Annotated in this window: 19 protein-coding genes and 1 pseudogene; 11 read left to right on the top strand and 9 right to left on the bottom strand. The window is 70.6% G+C overall.

Annotation, left to right across the window (positions count from 1 at the left end; all coding sequences use genetic code 11):
• From AB0D85_RS44730 to glgB, 3 genes are all read left to right on the top strand, one after another.
• Nucleotides 1-573, top strand: a 573-nt coding sequence (locus AB0D85_RS44730) for an alpha-glucosidase C-terminal domain-containing protein (RefSeq protein WP_362334577.1), incomplete at its 5' end; no start/stop codon positions are given.
• 264 nt (nt 574-837) lie between these two features.
• The gene (locus tag AB0D85_RS44725) at nt 838-2208 is read left to right on the top strand and encodes a maltokinase (protein ID WP_362334574.1); all 1371 of its coding nucleotides are present in this window, start codon (nt 838-840) and stop codon (nt 2206-2208) included.
• Nucleotides 2209-2249: 41 nt separating this feature from the next.
• Nucleotides 2250-4409 (top strand): 1,4-alpha-glucan branching enzyme, encoded by a 2160-nt coding sequence (glgB, locus tag AB0D85_RS44720; protein WP_362334601.1) that lies wholly within the window; start codon nt 2250-2252, stop codon nt 4407-4409.
• Between the two features lie 166 nt (nt 4410-4575).
• Here glgB and AB0D85_RS44715 read toward each other — a convergent pair whose 3' ends face one another.
• From AB0D85_RS44715 to AB0D85_RS44695, 5 genes and pseudogenes are all read right to left on the bottom strand, one after another.
• Nucleotides 4576-6804 carry an ATP-dependent DNA helicase gene (locus tag AB0D85_RS44715; RefSeq protein WP_362334571.1) on the bottom strand — a complete coding sequence of 743 codons (2229 nt, stop codon included), beginning with the start codon at nt 6802-6804 and terminating at the stop codon, nt 4576-4578.
• A gap of 168 nt (nt 6805-6972) precedes the next feature.
• Nucleotides 6973-7290, bottom strand: coding sequence for a thioredoxin domain-containing protein (locus AB0D85_RS44710; RefSeq protein WP_362334598.1), 318 nt, complete (start codon nt 7288-7290; stop codon nt 6973-6975).
• A gap of 14 nt (nt 7291-7304) precedes the next feature.
• A complete protein-coding gene (locus AB0D85_RS44705) occupies nt 7305-7733 on the bottom strand; it encodes a MerR family transcriptional regulator (RefSeq protein ID WP_362334568.1) in 429 nt (142 codons plus the stop codon).
• Between the two features lie 29 nt (nt 7734-7762).
• Nucleotides 7763-8536, bottom strand: a complete 774-nt coding sequence (locus AB0D85_RS44700) for a DUF2127 domain-containing protein (protein ID WP_362334565.1) — start codon at nt 8534-8536, stop codon at nt 7763-7765.
• 87 nt (nt 8537-8623) lie between these two features.
• Nucleotides 8624-10329, bottom strand: a pseudogene (locus tag AB0D85_RS44695) (MFS transporter).
• Nucleotides 10330-10489: 160 nt separating this feature from the next.
• Here AB0D85_RS44695 and AB0D85_RS44690 point away from each other — a divergent pair.
• The gene (locus AB0D85_RS44690) at nt 10490-11116 is read left to right on the top strand and encodes a TetR/AcrR family transcriptional regulator (protein WP_362334562.1); all 627 of its coding nucleotides are present in this window, start codon (nt 10490-10492) and stop codon (nt 11114-11116) included.
• Nucleotides 11117-11320: 204 nt separating this feature from the next.
• Here the strand turns inward: AB0D85_RS44690 and AB0D85_RS44685 are convergent, their stop codons facing one another.
• Entirely contained in the window at nt 11321-12712 is a 1392-nt protein-coding gene (locus AB0D85_RS44685; RefSeq protein WP_362334559.1) for a cation:dicarboxylase symporter family transporter, read from the bottom strand.
• 130 nt (nt 12713-12842) lie between these two features.
• Between AB0D85_RS44685 and AB0D85_RS44680 the strand changes: the two genes are divergently transcribed.
• Both AB0D85_RS44680 and AB0D85_RS44675 read left to right on the top strand, forming a co-directional pair.
• The gene (locus AB0D85_RS44680; RefSeq protein WP_362334556.1) at nt 12843-14465 is read left to right on the top strand and encodes a sensor histidine kinase; all 1623 of its coding nucleotides are present in this window, start codon (nt 12843-12845) and stop codon (nt 14463-14465) included.
• On the top strand, nt 14465-15145 hold the full coding sequence (locus AB0D85_RS44675) for a response regulator (protein WP_362334553.1): 681 nt from the start codon (nt 14465-14467) through the stop codon (nt 15143-15145). Before AB0D85_RS44680 ends, AB0D85_RS44675 begins: the two co-directional genes overlap by 1 nt.
• Before the next feature lie 145 nt (nt 15146-15290).
• Here the strand turns inward: AB0D85_RS44675 and AB0D85_RS44670 are convergent, their stop codons facing one another.
• Nucleotides 15291-16526, bottom strand: a complete 1236-nt coding sequence (locus AB0D85_RS44670) for a hypothetical protein (RefSeq protein ID WP_362334550.1) — start codon at nt 16524-16526, stop codon at nt 15291-15293.
• Between the two features lie 163 nt (nt 16527-16689).
• Nucleotides 16690-17250, bottom strand: coding sequence for a hypothetical protein (locus tag AB0D85_RS44665; protein WP_362334547.1), 561 nt, complete (start codon nt 17248-17250; stop codon nt 16690-16692).
• A gap of 84 nt (nt 17251-17334) precedes the next feature.
• On the opposite strand from AB0D85_RS44665, the gene AB0D85_RS44660 reads away from it, so the two are divergent.
• The 5 genes from AB0D85_RS44660 (at nt 17335) to AB0D85_RS44640 (ending at nt 22220) form a co-directional block, all read left to right on the top strand.
• Nucleotides 17335-18195: a 5'-methylthioadenosine/S-adenosylhomocysteine nucleosidase gene (locus AB0D85_RS44660; RefSeq protein WP_362334544.1), complete on the top strand. Its 861-nt coding sequence runs from the start codon at nt 17335-17337 to the stop codon at nt 18193-18195.
• A gap of 132 nt (nt 18196-18327) precedes the next feature.
• On the top strand, nt 18328-19695 hold the full coding sequence (locus AB0D85_RS44655) for an extracellular solute-binding protein (RefSeq protein WP_362334541.1): 1368 nt from the start codon (nt 18328-18330) through the stop codon (nt 19693-19695).
• Nucleotides 19696-19702: 7 nt separating this feature from the next.
• Nucleotides 19703-20563 (top strand): sugar ABC transporter permease, encoded by an 861-nt coding sequence (locus AB0D85_RS44650; protein ID WP_362334538.1) that lies wholly within the window; start codon nt 19703-19705, stop codon nt 20561-20563.
• 9 nt (nt 20564-20572) lie between these two features.
• Nucleotides 20573-21403 carry a carbohydrate ABC transporter permease gene (locus AB0D85_RS44645; protein WP_362334535.1) on the top strand — a complete coding sequence of 277 codons (831 nt, stop codon included), beginning with the start codon at nt 20573-20575 and terminating at the stop codon, nt 21401-21403.
• Between the two features lie 91 nt (nt 21404-21494).
• Nucleotides 21495-22220 carry an XRE family transcriptional regulator gene (locus AB0D85_RS44640; protein WP_362334595.1) on the top strand — a complete coding sequence of 242 codons (726 nt, stop codon included), beginning with the start codon at nt 21495-21497 and terminating at the stop codon, nt 22218-22220.
• A gap of 89 nt (nt 22221-22309) precedes the next feature.
• On the opposite strand, the gene AB0D85_RS44635 is transcribed toward AB0D85_RS44640, so the two are convergent.
• Nucleotides 22310-23335, bottom strand: coding sequence for an ATP-dependent 6-phosphofructokinase (locus AB0D85_RS44635; protein ID WP_362334532.1), 1026 nt, complete (start codon nt 23333-23335; stop codon nt 22310-22312).
• Between the last annotated feature and the right edge of the window lie 12 nt (nt 23336-23347).

The following is a 23347-nucleotide window of genomic DNA, read 5'->3' as shown; positions in this document are numbered from 1 at the left end:
CTGTTCACCGCCCTGCTCCTGTCCCTCCCCGGCTCGCCGATCCTCTACTACGGCGACGAGATCGGCATGGGCGACAACATCTGGCTCGGCGACCGTGACGCCGTCCGCACCCCCATGCAGTGGACCCCCGACCGCAACGCGGGTTTCTCGTCCTGCGACCCCGGGCGCCTCTTCCTGCCGACGATCATGGACCCGGTCCACGGCTACCAGGTCACCAACGTCGAGGCGTCGATGTCCTCCCCGTCCTCGCTCCTCCACTGGACCCGGCGGATGATCGAAATCCGCAAGCAGAATCCTGCCTTCGGACTGGGGTCCTACACCGAGCTGCAGTCGTCGAACCCGGCGGTCATCGCCTTCCTGCGGGAGTACGAGGACGATCTCGTCCTGTGCGTGCACAACTTCTCCCGGTTCGCCCAGCCCACGGAGCTGGACCTCAGGCGCTTCAACGGCCGCCATCCGGTGGAGCTGTTCGGCGGGGTGCGCTTCCCGGCGGTCGGCGAACTGCCGTACCTGCTGACCCTGGCGGGGCACGGCTTCTACTGGTTCCGCCTGCGCGGCGAACACGGTGAGTAGTGCTACGATTACGCCGTTCTGGTGTCCAGAACCCGAGCCCGCCGGGCGGGTGGCTCGGTCATCAACAGCGCGCGTTCACCGCGTGAAATCTCTCCGAGCGATCGGCGAGAACACGCAGCCTCGGGCTGCGTGAACGTCAATGGTTCCGGCTGCGCGCCCCTCGGCCGCGGCTCTCGCCACATTTGAGGCGGGGCGGTTTTCTCCGCCCCGCCATGGGCACCCATCAGTAACGCCCCCGACGACCCGGGGAAAGGACGTACCGCCATGGCGGAAACGGTCACCCCCTCCACGCCCGCCCTCCTCGCCTCGCTCGACCCCCTGCTGCGCGAATGGCTGCCCCGGCAGCGCTGGTTCGCGGGGAAGGGCCGCCCGGTCACCGGCTTCTCCCCCGTGGCCGGGACCGAGCTCCTGCCGTCGGACAGCCGGCTCGGCCTGCACCATCTCCTGGTCCGCGCCGAGCAGCCCCCCGCCCCCGCCGGGGCCGGCGACTGCTACCAGCTCCTCATAGGCGTGCGCGAGGCGCTGCCGCCCCGGCTGGCGCCCGCGCTGATCGGACACGTGACCGACGGCCCGCTGGCCGGACACACGGTGTACGACGCCCTGTACGACCCCCGGCCCGCCGAGGTGCTCCTGGAGGCCCTGCGCACCCGGGCCCGTATCGGCGGGCTGCGCTTCGACCGGGACCCCGGCCGGGAGATACGCGACGGGCTGGTGGCCCGACTGCTGACCGCCGAGCAGTCCAACTCGTCGGTGGTCTACGGAGATACGTTCATCCTGAAGCTGTTGCGCCGGGTCGTACCCGGTGTCAATCCCGACCTGGAGATACCCCTGGCGCTGGCCCGCGAGGGCTGCGACCGGGTGCCCCCTCCGACGGCCTGGCTGCGGGCGGAGCTGGACGGGCAGTCGTACGTCCTGGCCGTCCTCCAGCCCTTCGTGCGCGGCGCGACCGACGGCTGGGAGCTGGCGCTGCGCGAGCTGGCCAAGGGCGAGGACTTCACGGCCGAGGCGCGGGCGCTGGGGCGGGCCACCGCCGAGGTGCACACGGTACTGGCCAAGGCGCTGCCCACCGCCACCCTCGGGCACAGCCAACTGGAGTCGCAGGTCGCGGGCATGGTCGAGCGGCTGGAGGCGGCCGCGCAGGCGGTGCCGGCGCTGCGGCCGTACGAGGACGGGCTGCGGTCCGCCTACGAGGCGCTGGCCGGTCTGGCCGCCGAGGGCCGTACCTGGACCGCCCAGCGGGTGCACGGCGATCTGCACCTGGGGCAGTGCCTGCGCGCGCCGTCCGGTGACTGGTCGCTGATCGACTTCGAGGGCGAGCCGGCCCGCCCGCTGGCCGAGCGCCGGATGCCGCAGCCGCCGGTCCGGGACATCGCCGGTATGCTGCGCTCCTTCGACTACGCGGCCCACTCGGTGACCCCGCCGGCCCCCGGCTGGGCGCGCCAGTGCCGGGCCGCCTACTGCTCCGGATACGCCGAGATCACCGGCACCGACCCCCGCACCGATCCCGTCCTGCTGCGGGCCTACGAGACCGACAAGGCCGTGTACGAGGTCGTCTACGAGGCCCGGCACCGCCCCGACTGGCTGCCCGTCCCCCTGTCGGCCGCCCGCCGCCTCGCCACCACCGACCTGATCTGACCCCGGGAGACGCGTCCGTGACCTCCAAGAAGCCCGTGTCCATGGCTGCCGACGACCGTGACCGGCTGCTGCACGGCACCCATCACGACCCGCACTCCGTCCTGGGCGCGCATCCGGTCCCGGGCGGGATCGCCGTCCGCGCGTTCCGCCCGTACGCCCGCGCGGTGACGGTCGTCGCCGGCAGGGACCTGCGGGCCGAACTGCACGACGACGGCGACGGGTTCTTCTCCGCCCTGCTCCCTCTGACCGAGGTGCCGGTCCACCGGTTCCTGGTGGAGTACGACGGGACGGTCCAGGAGACCGAGGACGCGTACCGCTTCCTGCCCACCCTGGGCGATCTGGACCTCCATCTGATCGGCGAGGGCCGGCACGAGCGGCTGTGGGAGGTGCTCGGCGCGCACCCGACGACCCACCAGGGCGTGCCCGGCACCCGCTTCTCCGTCTGGGCGCCGAACGCGCGGGGCGTCCGGCTGGCCGGCGGCTTCAACTTCTGGGACGGCACCGGGTATCCGATGCGCTCGCTCGGCTTCTCCGGGGTCTGGGAGCTGTTCCTGCCGGGCATCGGCGAGGGCGAGCTGTACAAGTTCGAGATCACCCGCCCCGACGGCTCCCGCACCCTGCGCGCCGACCCGCTGGCGCGCCGCACGGAGGTCCCGCCGCTCACGTCGTCGATCGTGCACGCGTCCCGCCACGAGTGGGCCGACGCGGAGTGGATGGCCCGCCGGGGCGACACCCCGGTGCACGAGGCCCCCTTCTCGGTCTACGAGGTGCACCTGCCGTCCTGGCGGCCGGGCCTGACGTACCGCGAACTGGCCGAGCAGCTCCCGCAGTACGTCGGCGGCCTGGGCTTCACGCACGTCGAGCTGATGCCGGTCGCCGAGCACCCCTTCGGCGGCTCCTGGGGCTACCAGGTCACCGGTTTCTACGCGCCGACGGCCCGGCTCGGCACCCCGGACGACTTCAAGTACCTGGTCGACGCGCTCCACCGGGCCGGTATCGGCGTGCTGATGGACTGGGTGCCGGCGCATTTCCCGCGCGACGACTGGGCGCTGGCGGAGTTCGACGGGCGTCCGCTGTACGAGCACGAGGACCCCCAGCGGGCCGCGCACCCCGACTGGGGCACCCTGGAGTTCGACTTCGGCCGCCGCGAGGTGCGCAACTTCCTGGTGGCGAACGCCGTGTACTGGTGCGAGGAGTTCCATATCGACGGGCTGCGGGTGGACGCGGTCGCCTCGATGCTCTACCTCGACTACTCGCGCGAGCCGGGCGAGTGGACACCGAACGAGCACGGCGGCCGGGAGAACCTGGACGCGGTGGCGTTCCTCCAGGAGATGAACGCGACCGTGTACCGGCGGGTGCCGGGTGTGGTGACGATCGCGGAGGAGTCGACGGCCTGGGAGGGCGTGACCCGCCCCACCGACTCCGGCGGCCTGGGCTTCGGCCTGAAGTGGAACATGGGCTGGATGCACGACTCGCTGGAGTACATGGGCCACGAGCCGGTGCACCGCAGATTCCACCACCACGAGATGACCTTCTCGATGGTCTACGCGTACAGCGAGAACTACGTCCTGCCCATCTCCCACGACGAGGTGGTCCACGGCAAGCGCTCGCTCGTCTCGAAGATGCCGGGCGACTGGTGGCAGCAGCGCGCCGGCCTCCGCGCGTATCTGGCCTTCATGTGGGCCCATCCGGGCAAGCAGCTCCTCTTCATGGGCCAGGAGTTCGCCCAGGGCTCGGAGTGGTCGGAGGTGGCGGGGCCCGACTGGTGGCTCCTCGACCCGGAGTACGGCGCCGAGGCCGACCACCGGGGTGTGCGCGACCTCGTGCAGGACCTCAACACGGTCTACCGCGCCACCCCGGCCCTGTGGCAGCGGGACACCGATCCGAGCGGCTTCCGGTGGATCGTGGGCGACGCGGCGGAGGACAACGTCTTCGCGTTCCTCCGCCTGGACGCCGACGGCACGCCTCTCCTCGCGGTCTCCAACCTCTCCCCCGTGGTCCGCCACGACTACCGCCTGGGCGTCCCGGACGAGATCCCCGCCTGGCACGAGACCCTCAACACGGACGCGGCCCGGTACGGCGGCAGCGGTGTCACCAACCCCGACCCGGTGAAGCCGGAACACCAGCCGTCCCACGGCCGCCCCACCAGCATCCGCCTGACCCTGCCCCCACTGGCCACGGTGTGGCTGCGGCCTGCCTGACCCGTACGGTGACGGGTCAACCGGCGACGACACCAAGGACTCCGCGGCCGCGCGGCGGTGCAGCGCGGGGAACCGGGCTTCCCGACCGCGCTGTGCGCGTCGCTGGTGCCCCTGTCCGCCGCGCTGCACCCGAGCCACCCGCCGCCGTCGCCCGGCGGCAGTCCCGCTACAGCCCGGTGACACCGGCGGCCAGCGCCGCCGGAAGCTCGTCCGTGTACAGCACGCCGAGCCGCTGGGTGGCCCGGGTCAGGGCGACGTACAGGTCGCTGGTGCCGTAGCGGCCGGGTTCCACGACCAGCACCGAGTCGAATTCGAGGCCCTTGGCCTGGCGCGGGTCGAGGAGGACGACGGTCCGGGTCAGGTCGGGTTCGGCGCCGGCCGTGACGCCGTCCAGGCGGGCGGCCAGGGAGCGGTGCAGGTCGCGCGGGGCGATCACGGCCAGGCGCCCCTCGGCGGGGGCGAGTTCGGCGACGGCCTTCTCGACGGCGCCGGGAAGGTCTTCCGTTGAGCGCACCCACGGCCGTACGCCCGTCGACCGGACCGAGCTCGGCGGCTCGAAGCCGGGGTTCTCGGCACGGACCACGGCCGCGGCCAGGTCCATGATCTCGGACGGGGTGCGGTAGTTGACGCCCAGGCGGGTGTGGTCCCAGCGGTCCTCGACATAGGGGCGCAGGATGTCCGCCCACGAGCCCACGCCCGCCGCCTCCGCCGTCTGGGCCGGGTCGCCGACCAGGGTCATCGAGCGGGTCGGGCTGCGCCGCATCAGCAGCCGCCAGGCCATCGGGGAGAGCTCCTGCGCCTCGTCGACGATGATGTGGCCGAAGGCCCAGGTGCGGTCGGCCGCCGCGCGCTCGGCCGCGCTGCGGAAGTCCTCCTCCTCCTGGCGCTCGGCGAACCGCTCGGCGTCGATGATGTCGTGGGCCGACAACACCTCCGAGTCCTCGTCCTCCTTGTCGTCGAACTCATATGTACGGGAGGCGTAGGAGACGTCCAGGACGCCCTGCGCGTAGGCGATCTGGGTCTCGCGCTCGCGTTCCGCCCGCGCCCGGGCGACGCGCTCGTCGACACCCAGCAGCTCGGCCGCCTCGTCGAGGAGCGGCACGTCCGAGACCGTCCAGGTCCGCGTCACCGGACGGCGGATCGCGGCCGCGTCCTCGTCGCCGAGGTATCCCCCGGGGTCGGCGAGGAAGTCGGCGAGCAGGCGCTGCGGGGTCAGCCGCGGCCAGAGCTGGTCGATGGCGGACCAGACCTCGGGGTTCTCGGCGAGTTCGTCGCGGATCTGGGTGATGTCGGAGGCGTCGAGGAGGCTGCTGCCGTCGAAGGGGTCGGTGCCGACCCGCTCGGCGTACAGCTCGGTGAGGGTGTTGAGGATGTGGCCCTCGAAGTACTCGCGGGCCACGTTGTGCGGGAGCCGGGCGGCGCGGGTGCGCTCCCGGGCCATGTTCACCAGGCCGTCGTCGAGCATCAGCACCTCGCGGTCGTGCTCGACCGTGAGGACGGGGTCGGGCAGCGTCTGCCGGTCGCGTACGACGACGGCGAGGACGTCGGCCATGTCGGCGCGGCCCTTCACCGCGGCCGCCTCGGGGGTGTCGGCGGCCGTCGCCCTCACCCCGGGGAACAGTTCGCCGACCGTCGCCAGCAGCACACCCGTCTCGCCGAGCGAGGGCAGCACCTCGCCGATGTAGCCGAGGAAGGCGGGGTTGGGGCCGACGATCAGCACGGCGCGCTTGGCGAGCAGTTCGCGGTATTCGTAGAGGAGGAAGGCGGCCCGGTGCAGCGCGACCGCGGTCTTCCCCGTGCCCGGCCCGCCCTCGACCACCAGAACTCCCCGATGGGGCGCCCGGATGATCTCGTCCTGTTCCGCCTGGATGGTCTGCACGATGTCGTTCATCCGGCCGGTGCGGGCCGAGTTGAGCGCGGCGAGCAGCACCGCGTCGCCGGTGGGGTCCTCGTGCCCGGTGCGCTCCTGGTCGCCGAGGTCGAGGATCTCGTCGTGCAGGGAGGTGACCCTGCGGCCGTCGGTGGCGATGTGCCGGCGGCGGCGCAGGCCCATCGGGGTGTGGCCGGTGGCCAGGTAGAAGGGGCGGGCGACCTCGGCACGCCAGTCGATGAGGACGGGGGTGCGCTCGGCGTCGTCCCGGCGCAGCCCGATCCGGCCGATGTGGTGCTTGATGCCGGAGGTGAGGTCGATTCGCCCGAAGCACAGCGAGCCGTCGACGGCGTTCAGCGCGGCGAGCAGCCCGGAGCGCTCGGCGACGAGGATGTCCCGCTCCAGGCGGGCCTGCATCGGCTTGTCCCCGAGGGCGAGGGCGTCCGCGACGCCGTCCTCGGTGTCACCGCGCAGCGCGTCCACGCGTGCGTACAGTCCGTCGATGAATTCCTGCTCGTGCCGCAATTCATCATCTGGAAAATCGGTGTTTGACAATTCCGCTCCCGCCCGGATATACTGTGCTCACTGAACTTTTCCGCGACTCAATGGCTTTGGGTTGCGAACTCTTGAATATACGCAAAGAAATCCCCCGAGCGCAATTGCTCGGGGGATTCTTCATATGACCGGCCGGGTTCAGTCGAGCACGTCGGACAGCTCCTCCAGCAGCCGCCGCTTGGGCCGGGCGCCCACCAGCGACTTCACCGGCTCGCCGCCCCGGAAGACCATGAACGTCGGCATGGACAGCACCTTGTAGGCGTTCGTCGTCTCCGGATTGGTGTCCACGTCCAACTGGACCACCTTCAGCCGGTCGCCCTCCTCCGCCGCGAGGGCCGTGAGGACCGGCCCCATCTGCCGGCACGGCGGGCACCAGTCGGCGGTGAACTCCACCAGCACCGGCAGCTCCGCCCCGATCACCTCCACGGCGAAGTCCGCGTCCGTCACCTCGGCCACACCGGAAGCCTTGATCATTCGAAAGCCCTTCCCAGCTCGCACGTCGGTTCCGGGCCCCCCGGAACCAGCGCCTCGGCGGCCAGCTCGTCCCGCGCCCGCTCGGCCCGCTCCAGCTGGGCCCCGACCGTCGCCCGCACGGCCTGCAGCTCGCCGATCAGCGAGTCCAGCTCCGCCAGCTTGCGCCGGTAGACCGCGAGCGAGGCCGGGCAGGTGTCACCCTCCGGATGCCCGGCCCGCAGACACTCCACGAACGGCCGGGTCTCCTCCAGCTCGAACCCGACGTCCTGCAGCGTCCGGATCTGCGTGAGCAGCTTCAGATCACTCTCGTCGTACGTCCGGTACCCGTTCCCGGAGCGCCGCGCGGGCAGCAGCCCGCGCGCCTCGTAGTACCGCAGGGTGCGCGTGGTGGTCCCGGCCCGTGCGGCCAGCTCGCCGATTCGCATGGATACGACCGTAGGCGTTGACGTCGGCGTCAACGCAAGGCTGGCCGGACCCCGGCCGACTCCTCGACCTCCATCAGGGAGGCGCTGTGCCGCTCCTCGTCGAAGGCCCTGCGCCCACCGCGCAGCCCGAACAGCCGCTTGGCGAGGGCGATGTAGAGCACGGCGAGGACGTTCAGCACGAGAGTCGCGATCTTCAGATAGCTGACCTTCTCGGTGAGTTCGTAGATCTCCAGCGGCAGGAAGGCGGCGGTGGCGACCACCGTCAGGTACTCCGCCCAGCGCTTGGCGTACCAGAGCCCGACCGCCTCGACGAGTTCGATCAGCGCGTACGCCAGCAGCAGCCCGGCCACCAGCAGCAGCGTGGAGTGCTTGTAGCCGAAGGCCTTCTGTATGGAGCCGACGACCGGTGAGTGGTCGAGGTCGTAGTGGAAGTGCCGGAAGACCGGCCGGAAGGTGTTCAGATACTCGTTGAAGAGCCGGCGCACCGCGTCCTGGCTGTTGCTGAATTTCCACACCGCGACCGCGACCAGCACGATGAACACCCCGCGCACGGCCCGCTCGATCGCCAGGAAGCGCAGGATGAACAGGTCCCGCAGCACCTTCCCGCGCGGCACCAGCGGGGCGTCCGCGGCCGGCCCCGAGCCGTGCGGCTCGCCGAGCACGAAGTCGCCGCAGCGCAGACAGCGCCAGGCATCCCCCACCGCGGTCTGGGCGTGCAGCCGTACCCGCAGCCGCGGGTCGTCCGGGGCATAGGTCACATGCCCCTTGCGCGCGCAGTGCCGACGATCCCAGTCGATCTTCATCCCCCGAGCCTCCACATGCCGACGTGCCGTTCCGGTTGAACAGGAACGGCACGTTAGTGGATGTGAGTGACAAGCGGGGATGAGGGGTCAGTGCGCCCCGGCGTCCACCAGCTCCCGCACCTCGGCCGGAGCCTCCGCTTCCGGCTTCGCCCGCCCCGGCAGCAGCACCGCGACCAGCACGGTCCCCACCCCGAGGAGCACCGCGCCGACCAGGCTGGTGTGCGCCACGGCGTCGGCGAAGGAGGAGCCGACGGCGTCGGCCATCTGCCGTGCCCCGGTGGCGAGTTGGGCGGCCTGCTGCTTCAACTCGGCCGCCTGCTGCGGGTCGGTGGTCCGGGCGGCCTGGGCCGCGGCCTCCTTCGCCTTCTCACCGATGCCCTGGGCGACCGCGTAGCCGGCGCCGACCGAGTCCTGGGCGGTGGCGAGGGTGCTCGCGGGCAGCTTGCTGCCGCTGGTGGCGTCGGCGAGGTGGTCGCCGTACGACGTCGACAGGAGCGAGCCGAGGAGGGCGATGCCGAGGGAGCCGCCGAGCTCCAGCGAGGTGTCGTTCACGGCGCCGCCGACGCCCAGTTCGGACTCCGGGAAGGCGCCCATGATCGCGTCGGTGCAGGGCGAGAGCGCGAGCCCGATGGCGAGGCCGAGGACGATCAGCGGGGCGACGAAGTCGCCGTACGAGGACGCGGCGTCCACCTGTGTCAGCAGGGCCAGCGCGGTGGTGCCGCCGACCATGCCCGCGGTGACCGTCCACTTCATGCCGACGCGCGGGGTGAGCCAGCCGGTGAGGGCGGAGCCCACGAAGACCGCGCCGGCCAGCGGGAGCATGCGCACGCCGGTGCCGAGGGCGTCGTAGCCGAGGACGAACTGGAGGTGCTGGGTCAGGTAGTAGAAGGCACCGAAGACGGCCAGGAAGAACAGGGCGACGGCGAGGTTGGAGCCGGCGAAGCGGCGGTGGGCGAAGCGGCGGACGTCCAGGACCGGGCGCGGGTGGCGCAGCTCCCAGAGGACGAAGGCGACCAGCCCGACGCCCGCGACGACGGCCGCGGTGACGGCCTTCACGCCCCACCCGAAGTGCGGCGGGGCCCTCCGATCATGTAGACCAGCGAGCCGATCCAGAGCACCGACAGCAGCCCGCCGACGTAGTCGATGCGGTCGTGGTGACCGGCCTTGGACGGCGGTACGAGAACCAGGGCGGCGACGATGGCGACGGCCGCGATCGGCACGTTGATGAGGAAGGTCGAGGACCAGCCGTGGTCGCGCAGCAGGGCGCCGGCGACGACCGGTCCGGCGGCGATGGCGAGCCCGGCGGTGGCGGTCCACAGGGTGATGGCCTTGGCGCGCTCGGCGCGCGGGAAGGTCGCGGCGAGCAGGGAGAGGGTGGCGGGCATGATCAGGGCGGCGCCGGTACCCATCACGGCGCGGGCCGCGATCACGGTCGCGGCGCTGTCGGCGAGATACCCGAAGACGGCCCCGCCCCCGAACACGACCAGGCCCAGGACGAGCGCCCCCCGGCGGCTGTACTTGTCGCCGATCGCGCCGAGCAGCAGCATCAGGGCCGCGTACGGGACGGTGTAGCCGTCGATGACCCTCCCCCACTGCTAAACGCGTGGGAGGTGCCCCCAGCGGTCGGAGCTGCTGAGCCCCAGGTCGGTGGTCATGTCGGGCGCGGCGACCGTGAGGGCGGTGTTGGCCATCACGATGATCAGCAGGCTCAGGCAGAGGACGAGCAGCGCCCACCAGCGGCGCGGGTACGGCCGCTGCGTCCTCTCGACCGGTTCGTTGACGACGAGTCGCATGGCAGGGATCGCCTTCCTCGCGGATAGCCGCATCGATACTTGCACAGTGGCGTGCAATTGCACAACCATGTGCAATGTAAGGCACCTGCACAGTGGTGTGCAAATGGAGGAGGTGAAGCACTTGCGGAGAGAACGTGAGCGCGCTCGCCAGGCAGGCACAATGGCAGCCATGACCACGGGTAACACCGGCGCCGGCTCCCGCGCCGACGCGAACCGGCGCCGCATCCTCGACGTCGCCCTCGCCGAGCTGCTGCGCGACCCCGACGCCTCGATGGACCAGATCGCGCGCGCCGCGGGGGTCGTACGACGGACCGTGTACGGCCACTTCCCCAACCGCGAGGCGCTGATCGGCACACTCGTCGACGGCGCGGTGGAGGCGCTGGCGGCCGCGGACGCGGGGTCCCGCACGGAGACGGCGGACCCCGCGGAGGCGGTGGCCCGGTCGGTGCTCGCGATCTGGGAGATCGCCGACCGCTACCGGCTGCTGGTGGGCCTCGCCCAGCGCACGGTCACCATGCAGGGCATCCGCGACCGTCTGGCGCCGCTGCGCGCGAACAAGCAGGCGGTCCTCCAACGCGGCCTGGACCAGGGCGTGTTCAGCTCACCGCTGCCGGCGCCGGCGCTGGCGTACGTCCATGAGCAGCTGCTGTTCGCGGTGATGGAGGCGGTGAACGACGGCCTGCTGGACGCGAAGGAGGCGGGCCGCTCGGCCGCGGTCAGCGCACTGACGGCGGCGGGCGTGCCCGCCTCCAGGGCCACGGAGCTGGTGGCCGAGTTGAGCGAGTAGCGGTACCGGCGGTGGACATGCCTCCGGGCGGCTGAGCAACGGGGGAGTTCTCAGCCGCCCGGAGAGCGGTGACCGAACGCCCGGCCCGGGTTCAGGCCGGGCCGGACGTCCGGCGGATTTCAGCGCCCCGAAAGGGGCGCGGGGAACTGCGCGACCAGCCACACACGGCCCGCGGCCGCGCATCCACGGCGACCTGGCAGACGCTCAGGCCTTCGCCAGTTCCTCCCGCTGCTCAGGAAGCTCGGGCTTTGCGTCCGCGCCCTCATCGAGCAGCGTCGTCTCGTCGAACGGCAGCTCACCCGCGAGCACCCGCTGCACCCGGTCCTTGTCGATGTCCTTCGTCCAGGTACCGATCAGGACCGTGGCGACGGAGTTGCCCGCGAAGTTCGTCAGGGCGCGGGCCTCGCTCATGAAGCGGTCGATGCCGACGATCAGGCCGACGCCGTCGACCAGCGCGGGCTTGTGCGACTGCAGACCGCCGGCCAGCGTGGCCAGACCGGCGCCGCTGACGCCCGCCGCGCCCTTGGAGGCCAGCAGCAGGAAGAGCAGCAGCGGAATCTGCTCGCCGACCGACATCGGCGTACCGAGGGCGTCGGCGATGTAGAGGGACGCCATGGTCATGTAGATCATGGTGCCGTCGAGGTTGAAGGAGTAGCCGGTCGGGACGGTGATGCCGACCACGGCCCGGCTGACACCCAGGTGCTCCATCTTCGCGATGAGCCGCGGCAGCGCGGACTCGGAGGAGGAGGTGGACAGGATCAGCAGGAACTCACGGGCGAGGTACTTGAACAGGCTGAAGATGTTCAGTCCGGCGACGATCCGCAGCAGCGCGCCGAGGACCACGAAGACGAAGAGCACACAGGTGACGTAGAAGCCGAGCATCAGCACGGCGAGACTCTTGAGCGCGTCGAGCCCGGCGGACCCGACGACGGCCGCGATCGCACCGAACGCACCGATCGGCGCGGCCCACATGATCATGCCCAGGATGCGGAAGACGAGCCGCTGGACGTGCTCGACCCCGCGCAGCACCGGCTGGCCCACCGACCCCATGGCCTGCAGCGCGAAGCCCGCGAGCAGCGCGATGAGCAGCGTCTGCAGCACCTGGCCCTCGGTGAAGGCCGAGACGAAGGTGGTCGGAATGATCGACAGCACGAAGTCGACCGGGCCGAGCGCCTCGGAGTCCACCTGGCTGTGTCCGGAGGCCTTGATGGCGTTGGTGAGGTGCAGCCCGTCACCGGGGTGCAGGATGTTGCCGACGACGAGGCCGATGGACAGCGCGACCAGCGACATGACGAGGAAGTAGCCGAGGGCGATACCGCCCACGGCACCGACCTTCGCGGCCTTCCGCACGGACCCGATGCCGAGCACGATCGTGCAGAAGATGATCGGCGAGATCATCATCTTGATGAGGTTGACGAACCCGGTACCGAGCGGCTTGAGCTCTACACCGAAGTCGGGCCAGATGAGTCCGACCGCGATACCGAGGGCGACCGCAGCGATCACCGCGATATAGAGGTAGTGGGTGCGGTCTCTCTTCACGGCGGGTGCGGCTGGGGCCGTAGGCGTCGTCGTCACGGCTCGCCTCCTTGACGTCATCGTCGGTATGACCGGCGTGCGGCTCACGTCCGGGGGTTGTGGGGGATGCCGTGACTATCTCCCGGTCTGTGAGAGCGGTCACCCTTCCGTTCATTTAGTTCATGCTTAACCCGGGAGGCACACTGCTGACATGCGCTTCCCGTCCGTCCCCCGCCCCCGCAGCCTCGCCGGCCAGCTCTTCGCCATGCAGGCCGTGCTCATAGCGGTGGTCGTGGCCGGGTACGCGCTGTTCACCTACGTCAGCGACCGCCACCAGGCGGAGGAGGCGGCGACCCGGCAGGCGACCGCGGTGGCGCGGTCGGTGGCGGACTCGCCGTCGGTGCGCTCGGCGATCCACACGTCGGATCCGAGCGCCCTGCTCCAGCCGTACGCCCTCCAGGTCATGCGGGACACCGGCGTCGACTTCATCACGATCATGACCCCGGACGGCATCCGCTGGACGCACCCCGACCCGACCCAGATCGGCAGGCGCTACCTCGGCCACATCGACGAGGCCCGGCACGGCCACACCTTCAGCGAGACCTACAAGGGGACCCTGGGCGCGTCGGTGCGCACGGTGACCCCGGTGGAGGACAACGGCCGGGTGATCGGCCTGGTGAGCGCGGGCATCAAGGTGGAGGCGATCAGCCGGCGGGTCCAGGAGCAGGTGACGGCGCTGCTGGGGGTGGCGGCGGGCGCGCTGGCCCTGGGCGCGATCGGCACGTACGTCGTCAACGCCCGCCTGCGCCGCCACACCCACGGGATGAACGCCGCGGAGCTGAGCCGGATGCACGACTACCATGAGGCGGCCCTGCACGCGGTGCGCGAGGGGCTGCTGATGCTGGACGGCCAGTTCCGGGTGGCGCTGATCAACGACGGTGGGCGGGAGCTGCTGGGGGTCGGGGCGGAGGGTGATGTGGTGGGGCGGTCGGTGGCCGAGCTGGGGCTGCCGGCGCCGTTGACGGGGGCGCTGCTCGCGTCGGAGCCGAGGGTGGACGAGGTGCATCTGACGGCGGACCGGGTGCTGGTGGTGAACACGTCGCCGGTGTCGGGCGGTGAGCGTCGCGGCACGGTGGCCACCCTGCGGGACGTCACCGAACTCCAGTCCCTGATGGGCGAGTTGGACTCCGAGCGGGGCTTCACGCAGGCGTTGCGCTCGCAGGCGCACGAGGCGGCGAACCGCCTGCACACGGTGGTGTCCCTCATCGAACTCGGCCGGGCCCCGGAGGCCGTCGACTTCGCGACGGCGGAACTGGAACTGGCCCAGGCGCTCACCGACCAGGTCGTGGCGGCGGTCAGCGAACCGGTGCTCGCCGCCCTGCTGCTGGGCAAGACGGCCCAGGCGAACGAGCGGGGCGTGGAGCTGGTGGTCTCGGACGAGAGCCGGCTGGATGACGGTTTGCTACCGGAGAGCCTGTCGGCGCGCGATCTGGTGACCATCCTCGGCAACCTGATCGACAACGCGGTGGACGCGGCTCAGGGAAGTGCCGGGGCGCGGGTGACGGTGACCGCGTACGCGGAGGATGCCGAGCTGGTGATGAAGGTGACGGACACGGGGTCGGGGGTGGACCCCGCGCACGCGGAACTGGTCTTCCAGCGCGGCTACTCGACGAAACCGGCGGGTCCGGGCGGGCGGGGGCTGGGACTCGCCCTGGTACGGCAGGCGGTGACCCGGCTCGAAGGCACCCTGACCGTGGCGGAGGCGCCGGAGGGCGGGGCGGTGTTCGAGGTGCGGTTGCCGTTGCGGTCGCCGGTGGCGGGAGGGGACGTGTGATGGGCGGTGAGCCGATCAGAGTGCTGGTCGTCGAGGACGATCCGGTGGCCGCGGACGCGCATGTGATGTACGTGGGGCGGGTGCCGGGGTTCGTGGCGGTGGGGAAGGCGCACACGGGGGCGGAGGCGCGGCGGATCCTGGACCGTACGCCGGTGGATCTGCTGTTGCTGGACCTGCACCTGCCGGATGTCCACGGGCTGCAGTTCGCGCGGTCGCTGCGGGCGGCGGGGCATCAGGCGGACGTCATAGCGGTGACGTCGGCGCGGGACCTGGCGGTGGTCCGGGAGGGTGTCTCGCTGGGGGTCGTCCAGTACGTGCTGAAGCCGTTCACCTTCGCGACGCTCCGCGACCGGCTGACCCGGTACGCGGAGTTCCGGGCGGCGGTGGGCGAGGCGAGCGGCCAGGACGAGGTGGACCGGGCGCTCGCGGCGCTCCGGGCGCCGTCGCCGGCGGCGCTCCCCAAGGGACTGAGCGCACCGACGCTGGAGCGGGTGACGGTCGCGTTGCGAGAGGCCGAGGAGGGCCTGACCGCGGCGGCGCTGGCGGAGAGCGTGGGCATCTCCCGGATCACGGCCCGGCGGTACCTGGAACACCTGGTGGAGGCGGGCCGGGCCGGACGGAGCCCGTTGTACGGGCAGGTCGGGAGGCCGGAGCTGGTTTACCGGTGGGGGCGGCGGTGAGGGCCGGGCGACCGAGACCGCGGCCACGGCTCCGGGCATCCGCGGCGGCCGCACACGATCGGGGGGCGGCCCGGGAGAGAGCACACGGCCCGACGACCAGCCCGCCGCACTCACCCGAACCGCCCCTGAACGTGGTGCCGCCGTACTAGATGCAGCCGGGTACGGTGCTGGGGCTGCCACAGTTGTTGGGCTGGTTACCGGCGACGGGACTGGCGGTCAGCGTCACCGTGCCGCTGGCTCTGAAGATGCCGCCGGCGGTTGCACCCGATCCCAGCGCCTGGTTGCTGCCCACCGGGCTACGGGTGAGAGCCGTCGTGCCGCCGCCCGTGTTGAAGATGCCGCCACCGCGGGCGTTCGTGCCGCTCGCCGTGTTGCGGGAGACCGGGGTGTCGCTGAGCCGCAGGGTGCCGACCGTGGTGAAGATGCCGCCGCCCTGCGCATTGGTACCGCTGGCGGTGTTGCCGGTGACCAGGCTTCTCATCAGGGTCATGGTTCCGGCCTGCGCGATGCCGCCGCCCTGCGGGTTGGTACCGGTGACGTCGTTGTTGACGACCTGGGTACTGGTCAGCGTCACCGTGGTGCCGACGGCGGCGGCGATCCCGCCGGCCAGGACCCTTGCGTGGTTGCCGGTGATCGTGCTTGCGCCGAAGGTCGCCGTGCCGGAACCCCCGAACGGGCTGACGAACACGGCCCCGCCGGCGCTCGCCGTGTTGTTGCGGAGCGTGCTCCTGTTGACGCTCACCGCGCCGTTGTCGTTGCCGACGGCCCCACCGAAGCTGTCGGCGGTGTTGGAGGTGAGGGTGGTGGTGTTCAGCGTCAGTGCGGGACCACCGCCGTTGAGCCAGATGGCACCGCCCCGGCCGTTGCCGAGGCTGCTGGACGCATGACCGTTGCTGAGGGTCAGGATGTTGAGAGTGAGGTTTCCATTGGGGCCGTCGATTTCGAAGAAGCGGAAATTGGCCGCGGTGGCGGCTCGGGTGATGGTGTCGCCGTTTCCGTTGATCGTGACGTTGCTCGTGATGACCGGCAGTCCGTTGTCGTCGTTGGGCGGTGCGGCGTCGGTGAGGGTGTAGGTGCAGCCGGGCCTGAGGTTGACCGTGCCGCCCACGGTGGCGACAGCGCCGATCGCGGCTTGCAGGTCGCTCTCGCTGCAGCTGGTCACGTTCACGGTCAGCGCCCGGCTGGTGTCACGAGCGGTTCTGCCCGCCTCGGCGGAGGGAGCGCCGAGCACGGAGTCGGTGGGCGCCGTGGCCGGCTGCGCCACGCCGAGCAGGTCCGGACCCGGTGTGGCGGCTTGTGCGGTGGCGGGCAGCGCAACGACGCCAAGGGCGGGGGTGAGTCCCATGAGAATTGAGGCGATACGAGTGATGCTCAGGCGCATCGAGGCTCCTTCGGGCGGATCGCGAGTGTCGTTCCCGTAAGTGGTATCGAAATACCGACATAAATGATTCATATCGGATTAATCGATGGGAGGTGACACGCCCGGCAACCGGGGGATCCTCGCCTGAACGGCCGCCAACGACACACCGCACGCGCGGCAGGCGTCAGCCGGGAGTCGGCGCCGACCTCGCCGGCCTCGTGTACACCAGCACCTGCACCCCGAACCCGACCACCGCGAGCGCCTCCAGCACCGACAGGGCGACGAGCAGCCCGCCCCCGTCCCCGCCCGCCCAGAACACCACCAGCGCCGCCAGCGGCACCGCGCAGAACGCCGTCAGGTCGATCACGGCCTGAATGGCCTTGCGGGACCGCCGCCGCACGTCGGTCCGGTGATAGGCCTCCCAGCCGAAGGTGGCGAAATCCCCGTCGGCAGAGGCTAGTTGGGCGAGTCGCGGCCCGAGCTCGTCCCGCACGTAGTACCCGATCGCCGAGATCTTCTCGTCGTTGACCAGGTACGTCCACCCGAGCACGACACACACGGGCGGCAGCGCGAGCAGCATCGACGCCTGCTTCGCCTGCGCCGCCGCCGCGATGACGGCGGCCACGACCCCGAGCGTCACATACAGCAGGTTGTCCCGGAACCCGATCCGTGCCTTCTGCTCGTCCTTGACGGTCTGGTACTCGGCGAGCAGCAACTGCCCGACGGTGACGCCCTGCTCCGGCATGCGATTCCCCTCCCCGTAACGTCGCATACATTCTCGGTCACCAACTCCCGTCCTGAGCAGAGCGCTTGGCACTACCTTGAGAGCGTGCCGCAGACACACCCCACCGTCGTCGTCCTGACCGCGCTCGCGCTGGAGTACGCCGCCGTGCGGGCCCACCTCCCGGAGCGGGAGGAACTCGTCCGCGACGGCGACGGAACCCGGGTCGAATACGGCCGCCCGGCCGGCACCGAATGGCATCTGGCCCTCGCCGAGCTGGGCGAGGGCGCGAAGACGGCCGCCGCGCTCACCACACAGATCATCGACTGGCTCGAGCCCGAGGCCGTGCTGTTCGTCGGAGTCGCGGGCAGCCTCAAGGCCGACATCGGCATCGGGGACGTCGTGGTCGGCACGAAGGTGTACGGCATCCACGGCGGCAAGCAGACCCCGGACGGCTTCCTGGTGCGCCCCGAGGCCTGGCCGGTGTCGAACGCACTGCTGGGCGCGGCGCGTTCGGCGGTGCGGGACATGTCCGGCGTACGGGCGCACTTCAAGCCGATCGCCTCCGGGGACGTGGTCCTGGCCGATGCCGGATCGGAGATCGCCGAGCACCTGCGCCGGCACTACAACGACGCCGCGGCGATCGAGATGGAGGGCGCCGGGGCGGTCCACGCGGCGCACCTGAACGGCCAGATCCACGCCCTCGTCATCCGGGGCATCAGCGACCACGCCGACGCGGCCAAGCACGAGGCCGACGCGCTGGGTTCGCAGCAGCGGGCGGCCGCACAGGCGGCGTCGGTGGCGGTGGCGGTGCTGCGCAAGCACCGGCCGCGCGGCAGCTCGGACCCCAAGGGGGCTCCCCGTCACGGCGGGGGCGCCGGAACGACGTACGGCGGAGACCACATCGACTTCCGGGGCGGCACCTTCCACGGCCCCGTCATCGGCAAGCAGACCGGAGAGCGGCGGTAGGGGAAGGGACCCGGTCGTTCGCCAATCCTCTGCACGCTCATTGACCTGACTAGACCACTCCACTTACCTTCACACGGCAAGAGAGACGAACCCCCAGGCCACAGCGCAGTGCGCCCCGAGGAGGTCGTGCCCGTGCGCCCCACCGCCGTCAGCATCCTTGTCCTCGCCCTCGTCACCTCGGCCGCCTCCCTCACCGCGTGCAGCGGCGGGTCCGGGAGCAGCCCGGACACCGTGAAGGTGTCCTTCAAGCAGTCGATGGACAACTCCGTCAAAGTGACGGACAACTACCTCGCGGACATCAAGAAGCAGTTCGAGAAGGAGTACCCGGGGAAGAAGGTCGAGCTCGTTCCCATCAAGGCCACGGACTCGGAGTACTACACCAAGCTCCAGCAGATGCTCCGGTCGCCGAGAACCGCGCCCGACCTCGTCTACGAGGACACCTTCCTCATCAACTCCGACATCACCAGCGGGTATCTGAAGCCCCTCGACTCCTACCTCGCCAAGTGGGACGACTGGGGACAGTTCATCGACACCGCGAAGACGGCCGCGAAGGGAGAGGACGGGAAGACGTACGGCGTACCGGACGGCACCGACACCCGCGGCCTCTGGTTCGACAAGCGCGTGTTCGCGAAGGCCGGGCTGCCTGCCGACTGGCAGCCGAAGAGCTGGGACGACGTACTCGCGGCCGCCCGGACCATCAAGGCCAAGGTCCCCGGCGTCACCCCCCTCAACGTCTACACCGGCAAGCCGGCCGGCGAGACCGCGAGCATGCAGGGCTTCGAGATGCTGCTGTACGGCACCGACGACGGGACCAGCGACCCCCTCTACGACAAGGCGAGCAAGAAGTGGATCGCCGGAGGGCAGGGGTTCAAGGACGCGCTGTCCTTCGTCGAGACCGTGTACAAGGACAAGCTCGGCCCGGACGTCTCCGACGCGCTCGACCCCAACTACCGGAACACGGTCTGGGGTGAGCTGATGCCCCAGGGCAAGCTGGGCATCAACCTCGACGGCTCCTGGCTGCCGCAGTCGTGGGGCAAGGGCAGCGGGCACGAGTGGCCGGACTGGTCCAAGGACCTCGGGCTCGCCTACATGCCGACCCAGCACGGCCAGGCCCCCGGCAAGGTCAGCATGTCCGGCGGCTGGACCTGGGCCGTCCCCGCCAAGGCCGGCAACCCCGGCCTCGCCTTCGACTTCATCAAGACCATGCAGACCAAGGCGAACGCCGAGAAGTGGTACATCGCCAACGCCGGGATCGCGGTGCGCAAGGACGTCGCGAGCGATCCGTCGTACGCGTCCGCCGAGCCCGGCATCAAGTTCTTCACCGATCTCGTCGCCAGTACGCACTACCGGCCCGCCTACCCCGCCTATCCGAAGGTCTCCACCGCCATCCAGGAGGCCATGGAGAGCGTGACGACCGGTGACGCGTCCGTGGACAAGGCGGCGAGCACCTACGACTCGACGCTCAAGGACGTCACCGACGGCCAAGTGGTCACCCGGTGATCACCCAGTGATCGTCCGGCGGCTCGTCCGCGCGCTCCCCCTCACCCCGGCCCTGGTCCTGCTGCTGCTCTTCCTCGGCGGGCCGATCGTCTACTGCGCGTACATCGCCTTCACCGACCTCCAGCTGACGGGCCAGGCGCACGCCTCCTTCGTCGGGTTCGCCAACTTCCGTACCGCGTTCCATGACGACGCCTTCCTGAACGCCGTATGGCTGACCCTCGTCTTCACCGTGCTGTCCTCGCTCCTCGGGCAGAACACGCTGGGGCTGGCGCTCGCCGCGCTGATGCGGCGGGCGTCGAAGCCGGTGCGGACGCTCACCGGCGGGATCGTCATCACGGCGTGGGTGCTGCCGGAGGTCGTCGCCGGGTTCCTGCTGTACGCCTTCTTCCGGAGGGAGGGGACCCTGAACGCCATCCTGGACCTCCTCCATCTGCCCTCCCAGAACTGGCTGTTCACCCTCCCCATCCTGGCGGTGTCGTTCGCCAACGTGTGGCGGGGCACGGCCTTCTCGATGCTCGTGTACTCCGCCGCGCTCGACGAGATACCGAACGAGATCGAGGAGTCGGCGGAGGTCGACGGCGCCGGCGGCTGGCGCCGGATGTGGCACATCACGCTGCCGATGATCCGGCGGTCCATCGGGACGAACCTGATGCTCAACACGCTCCAGACGCTGTCCGTCTTCGGGCTGATCTGGGTGATGACCCGGGGCGGGCCCGGCGACAGGAGCCAGACCCTGCCCCTCTTCATGTACGAACAGGCCTTCCAGAACAGCATGATCGGGTACGGGACAGCCGTCGCACTGCTCCTGCTCCTGGTCGGCTCGCTCTTCTCCGTCGTCTACATGCGACTGCTGCGTACGGAGGTGTGACGCACCCCCATGCCCCGAAATCGCCGCCGTTCCCGCCGGCTCGCCGCCGACCTCGGGCTCCTCGTCGTGGCCGCCGCCTTCGTGCTCCCGCTCGCCTGGGTGCTGCTCTCCGCCGTCGACCCGCACGCCGATCTCCGTGTGAAGCTCCCGGACGGCTTCACGTTCGGCAACTTCGACGCGATCCTCACCCCGGACATCACCTACACCCCGCTCCTCAACAGCCTGGTCCTCTGCGGGGGTGCCACGGCGCTGACCGTCGGCTGCGCCGCCCTCGCCGCCTACCCGCTCTCCCGCTACCGCTCCCGGCTCAACCGGCCGTTCCTGCTCTCCATCCTCTTCGCGACGAGCCTGCCGATCACCGCGATCATGGTGCCGGTGTACGCGCTGTTCGTACGGATCAACCTCATCGACACCATGCAGGGCACGATCCTGTTCTTCGCCGCCTCCCAACTCCCCTTCGCCATCTGGCTGATGAAGAACTTCATGGACGGCGTGCCGAAGGAACTGGAGGAGGCCGCCTGGACGGACGGGGCCAACTCCGCCCAGTCGCTGGTCCGGATCGTCCTTCCGCTGATGGGACCCGGTCTCGCCGTCGTCACCGTGTTCGCCTTCGTGATGATGTGGGGCAACTTCTTCGTCCCGTTCATGCTGCTGCTCTCGCCGGACCAGATGCCCGCCTCGGTCAGCATCAACGACTTCTTCGGCAACCGTGGCATGGTCGCCTACGGCCAGCTCGCCGCGTTCTCCGTCATCTACTCGACGCCGGTGATCCTGCTGTACGTCCTGGTCGCGCGCCGGCTGGGCGGCGGATTTGCCCTGGGGGGCGCCGTCAAGGGATGAACAGGTAAGCACGACCCGTGAATCGGTCCGTTCCCACAATCCGTGTTCCTGGCCGAACGGACCGTAGTCAATGCCCGCGCGCACCCCTACCGTGTCGGCTGTGCGCCGACCCCCAGCTCTGCCGAACCAGCCAGGTCCCCCCTTCAACGCCCCCGCCGCCCGCAGAATCCGTGCCGCGCTCGGCATGGGACCCGAGCATGTGGCGTACGACCTGCAAGCCTCGTACGGCATGCCGTACGCCACCCAGGATCTCGTACTCGCCTGGGAGGGCGGGGATCTGGTTCCCACCAGTCCCGAACTGACTGCCCTTGCGGGGGTGTTGTGGTGTACCCCGGGCGAACTGATCGGGCTCCCGCGGACCTTGCGCGAACACCGGATCGCCCGCAGCCTGGCCCCGGAGGACGTGGCGGCGGCCCTCGGTCTCGGTCTCCTCCCGTACCTGAAGCTGGAGGAGGACGAGGAGTGGCGGGGCACCGACCGCCTGACCGCCACCCTGGCCGATTTCCTCCGCCTCTCCCTGCCGGACGTCATCACGCTCACGGGGAAGGAGGAGAAGCTGGCGGAACTGCTGCGCAGCGCGGTCACCACCACCCGGCGGCATGCCTACGTTCGCCAGGTGAGCAAGCTGATCCCCCTGGACAAGCGACTCATCGAACACGCACTCGACGAGCTGCACGAGTCGTATCAGGCGGAACTGGCGACAACGCTGTCATGGGGCGACTTCACGGCGACGAGCCGGGTACAGAAGCTGGGCGAGGACTTCCTGGCGCAGATCGTCGCCCACTTCTGGAACAGAGTCGAAGCACAGCGCCCCTGAAAGGGGCGCGGGGCTGTGTTCATATGCGGCTCCGCCGCGTGGGCGCGACCAGCCCCCACCCACCCGCGGCCCGAGACCGAACCCAAGCCCTAGAAGACGGACTCGGCCTCGTCCATCCGATCCTTCGGCACCGTCTTCAGCTCGGTCACCGCCTCCGCGAGCGGCACCATCTGGATGTCCGTCCCCCGCAGCGCCGTCATCCTCCCGAAGTCACCCCGGTGCGCCGCCTCCACCGCATGCCACCCGAACCGCGTCGCCAGCACCCGGTCGTACGCCGTAGGCGTCCCGCCCCGCTGGACGTGTCCGAGGATGACCGGCTTGGCCTCCTTGCCGAGCCGCCGCTCCAGCTCGTACGCCAGGGCCGTACCGATGCCCTGGAAGCGCTCATGGCCGTACTGGTCGATCTCGCCCTTGCCGTAGTCCATCGTGCCCTCGGCGGGATGGGCGCCCTCCGCCACGCACACCACCGCGAACTTCTTGCCGCGGGAGAAGCGCTCCTCGACCATCTTGACCAGGTCGGCGGGGTCGAAGGGCCGCTCGGGCAGGCAGATGCCGTGGGCACCGGCGGCCATCCCGGACTCCAGGGCGATCCAGCCCGCGTGCCGGCCCATGACCTCGACGACCATCACCCGCTGGTGGGACTCGGCGGTGGTCTTCAGGCGGTCCATCGCCTCCGTGGCCACGCCGACCGCCGTGTCGAAGCCGAAGGTGCGGTCCGTCGAGGAGATGTCGTTGTCGATCGTCTTCGGGACGCCGACCACCGGCAGGCCCGCGTCGGAGAGCATGCGGGCCGCCGTCAGGGTGCCCTCGCCGCCGATCGGGATCAGCGCGTCGATGCCGAACTGCTCCACCATGTCGGTGGCCAGCTCGCAGGCCTCGCGCAGGCGGTCCCGCTCCAGCCGTGAGGAGCCCAGGATGGTGCCGCCACGGGCGAGGATGCCGCTGACGGCGTCGAGATCGAGGGTGCGGTAGTGGCCGTCGAGCAGTCCCCGGAAGCCGTCCTCGAAGCCGATGACCTCGTCGCCGTACTGCGCGACCGCCCGGTGTACCACCGATCGGATGACGGCGTTCAGGCCGGGGCAGTCGCCGCCTGCGGTGAGAACTCCGATGCGCATGGTGGTGTGTCT

The organism is Streptomyces sp. NPDC048277, from assembly GCF_040652235.1.
In the GTDB taxonomy this organism is placed as follows: Bacteria; Actinomycetota; Actinomycetes; order Streptomycetales; family Streptomycetaceae; genus Streptomyces.
Note: the sequence above shows the minus strand (reverse complement) of the source record. Positions and strands in the feature narration are given on the sequence as shown.

What these genes read in the sequence shown, in the direction of transcription:
- AB0D85_RS44670 (WP_362334550.1), bottom strand. Translation starts at nt 16,526, where the DNA reads ATGCGCCTGAGCATCACTCGTATCGCCTCAATTCTCATGGGACTCACC.
- AB0D85_RS44680 (WP_362334556.1), top strand. Translation starts at nt 12,843, where the DNA reads ATGCGCTTCCCGTCCGTCCCCCGCCCCCGCAGCCTCGCCGGCCAGCTC.
- AB0D85_RS44665 (WP_362334547.1), bottom strand. Translation starts at nt 17,250, where the DNA reads ATGCCGGAGCAGGGCGTCACCGTCGGGCAGTTGCTGCTCGCCGAGTAC.
- AB0D85_RS44690 (WP_362334562.1), top strand. Translation starts at nt 10,490, where the DNA reads ATGGCAGCCATGACCACGGGTAACACCGGCGCCGGCTCCCGCGCCGAC.
- AB0D85_RS44700 (WP_362334565.1), bottom strand. Translation starts at nt 8,536, where the DNA reads ATGAAGATCGACTGGGATCGTCGGCACTGCGCGCGCAAGGGGCATGTG.
- AB0D85_RS44675 (WP_362334553.1), top strand. Translation starts at nt 14,465, where the DNA reads ATGGGCGGTGAGCCGATCAGAGTGCTGGTCGTCGAGGACGATCCGGTG.
- AB0D85_RS44725 (WP_362334574.1), top strand. Translation starts at nt 838, where the DNA reads ATGGCGGAAACGGTCACCCCCTCCACGCCCGCCCTCCTCGCCTCGCTC.
- AB0D85_RS44635 (WP_362334532.1), bottom strand. Translation starts at nt 23,335, where the DNA reads ATGCGCATCGGAGTTCTCACCGCAGGCGGCGACTGCCCCGGCCTGAAC.
- AB0D85_RS44645 (WP_362334535.1), top strand. Translation starts at nt 20,573, where the DNA reads ATGCCCCGAAATCGCCGCCGTTCCCGCCGGCTCGCCGCCGACCTCGGG.
- AB0D85_RS44705 (WP_362334568.1), bottom strand. Translation starts at nt 7,733, where the DNA reads ATGCGAATCGGCGAGCTGGCCGCACGGGCCGGGACCACCACGCGCACC.
- glgB (WP_362334601.1), top strand. Translation starts at nt 2,250, where the DNA reads ATGGCTGCCGACGACCGTGACCGGCTGCTGCACGGCACCCATCACGAC.
- AB0D85_RS44685 (WP_362334559.1), bottom strand. Translation starts at nt 12,712, where the DNA reads ATGACGTCAAGGAGGCGAGCCGTGACGACGACGCCTACGGCCCCAGCC.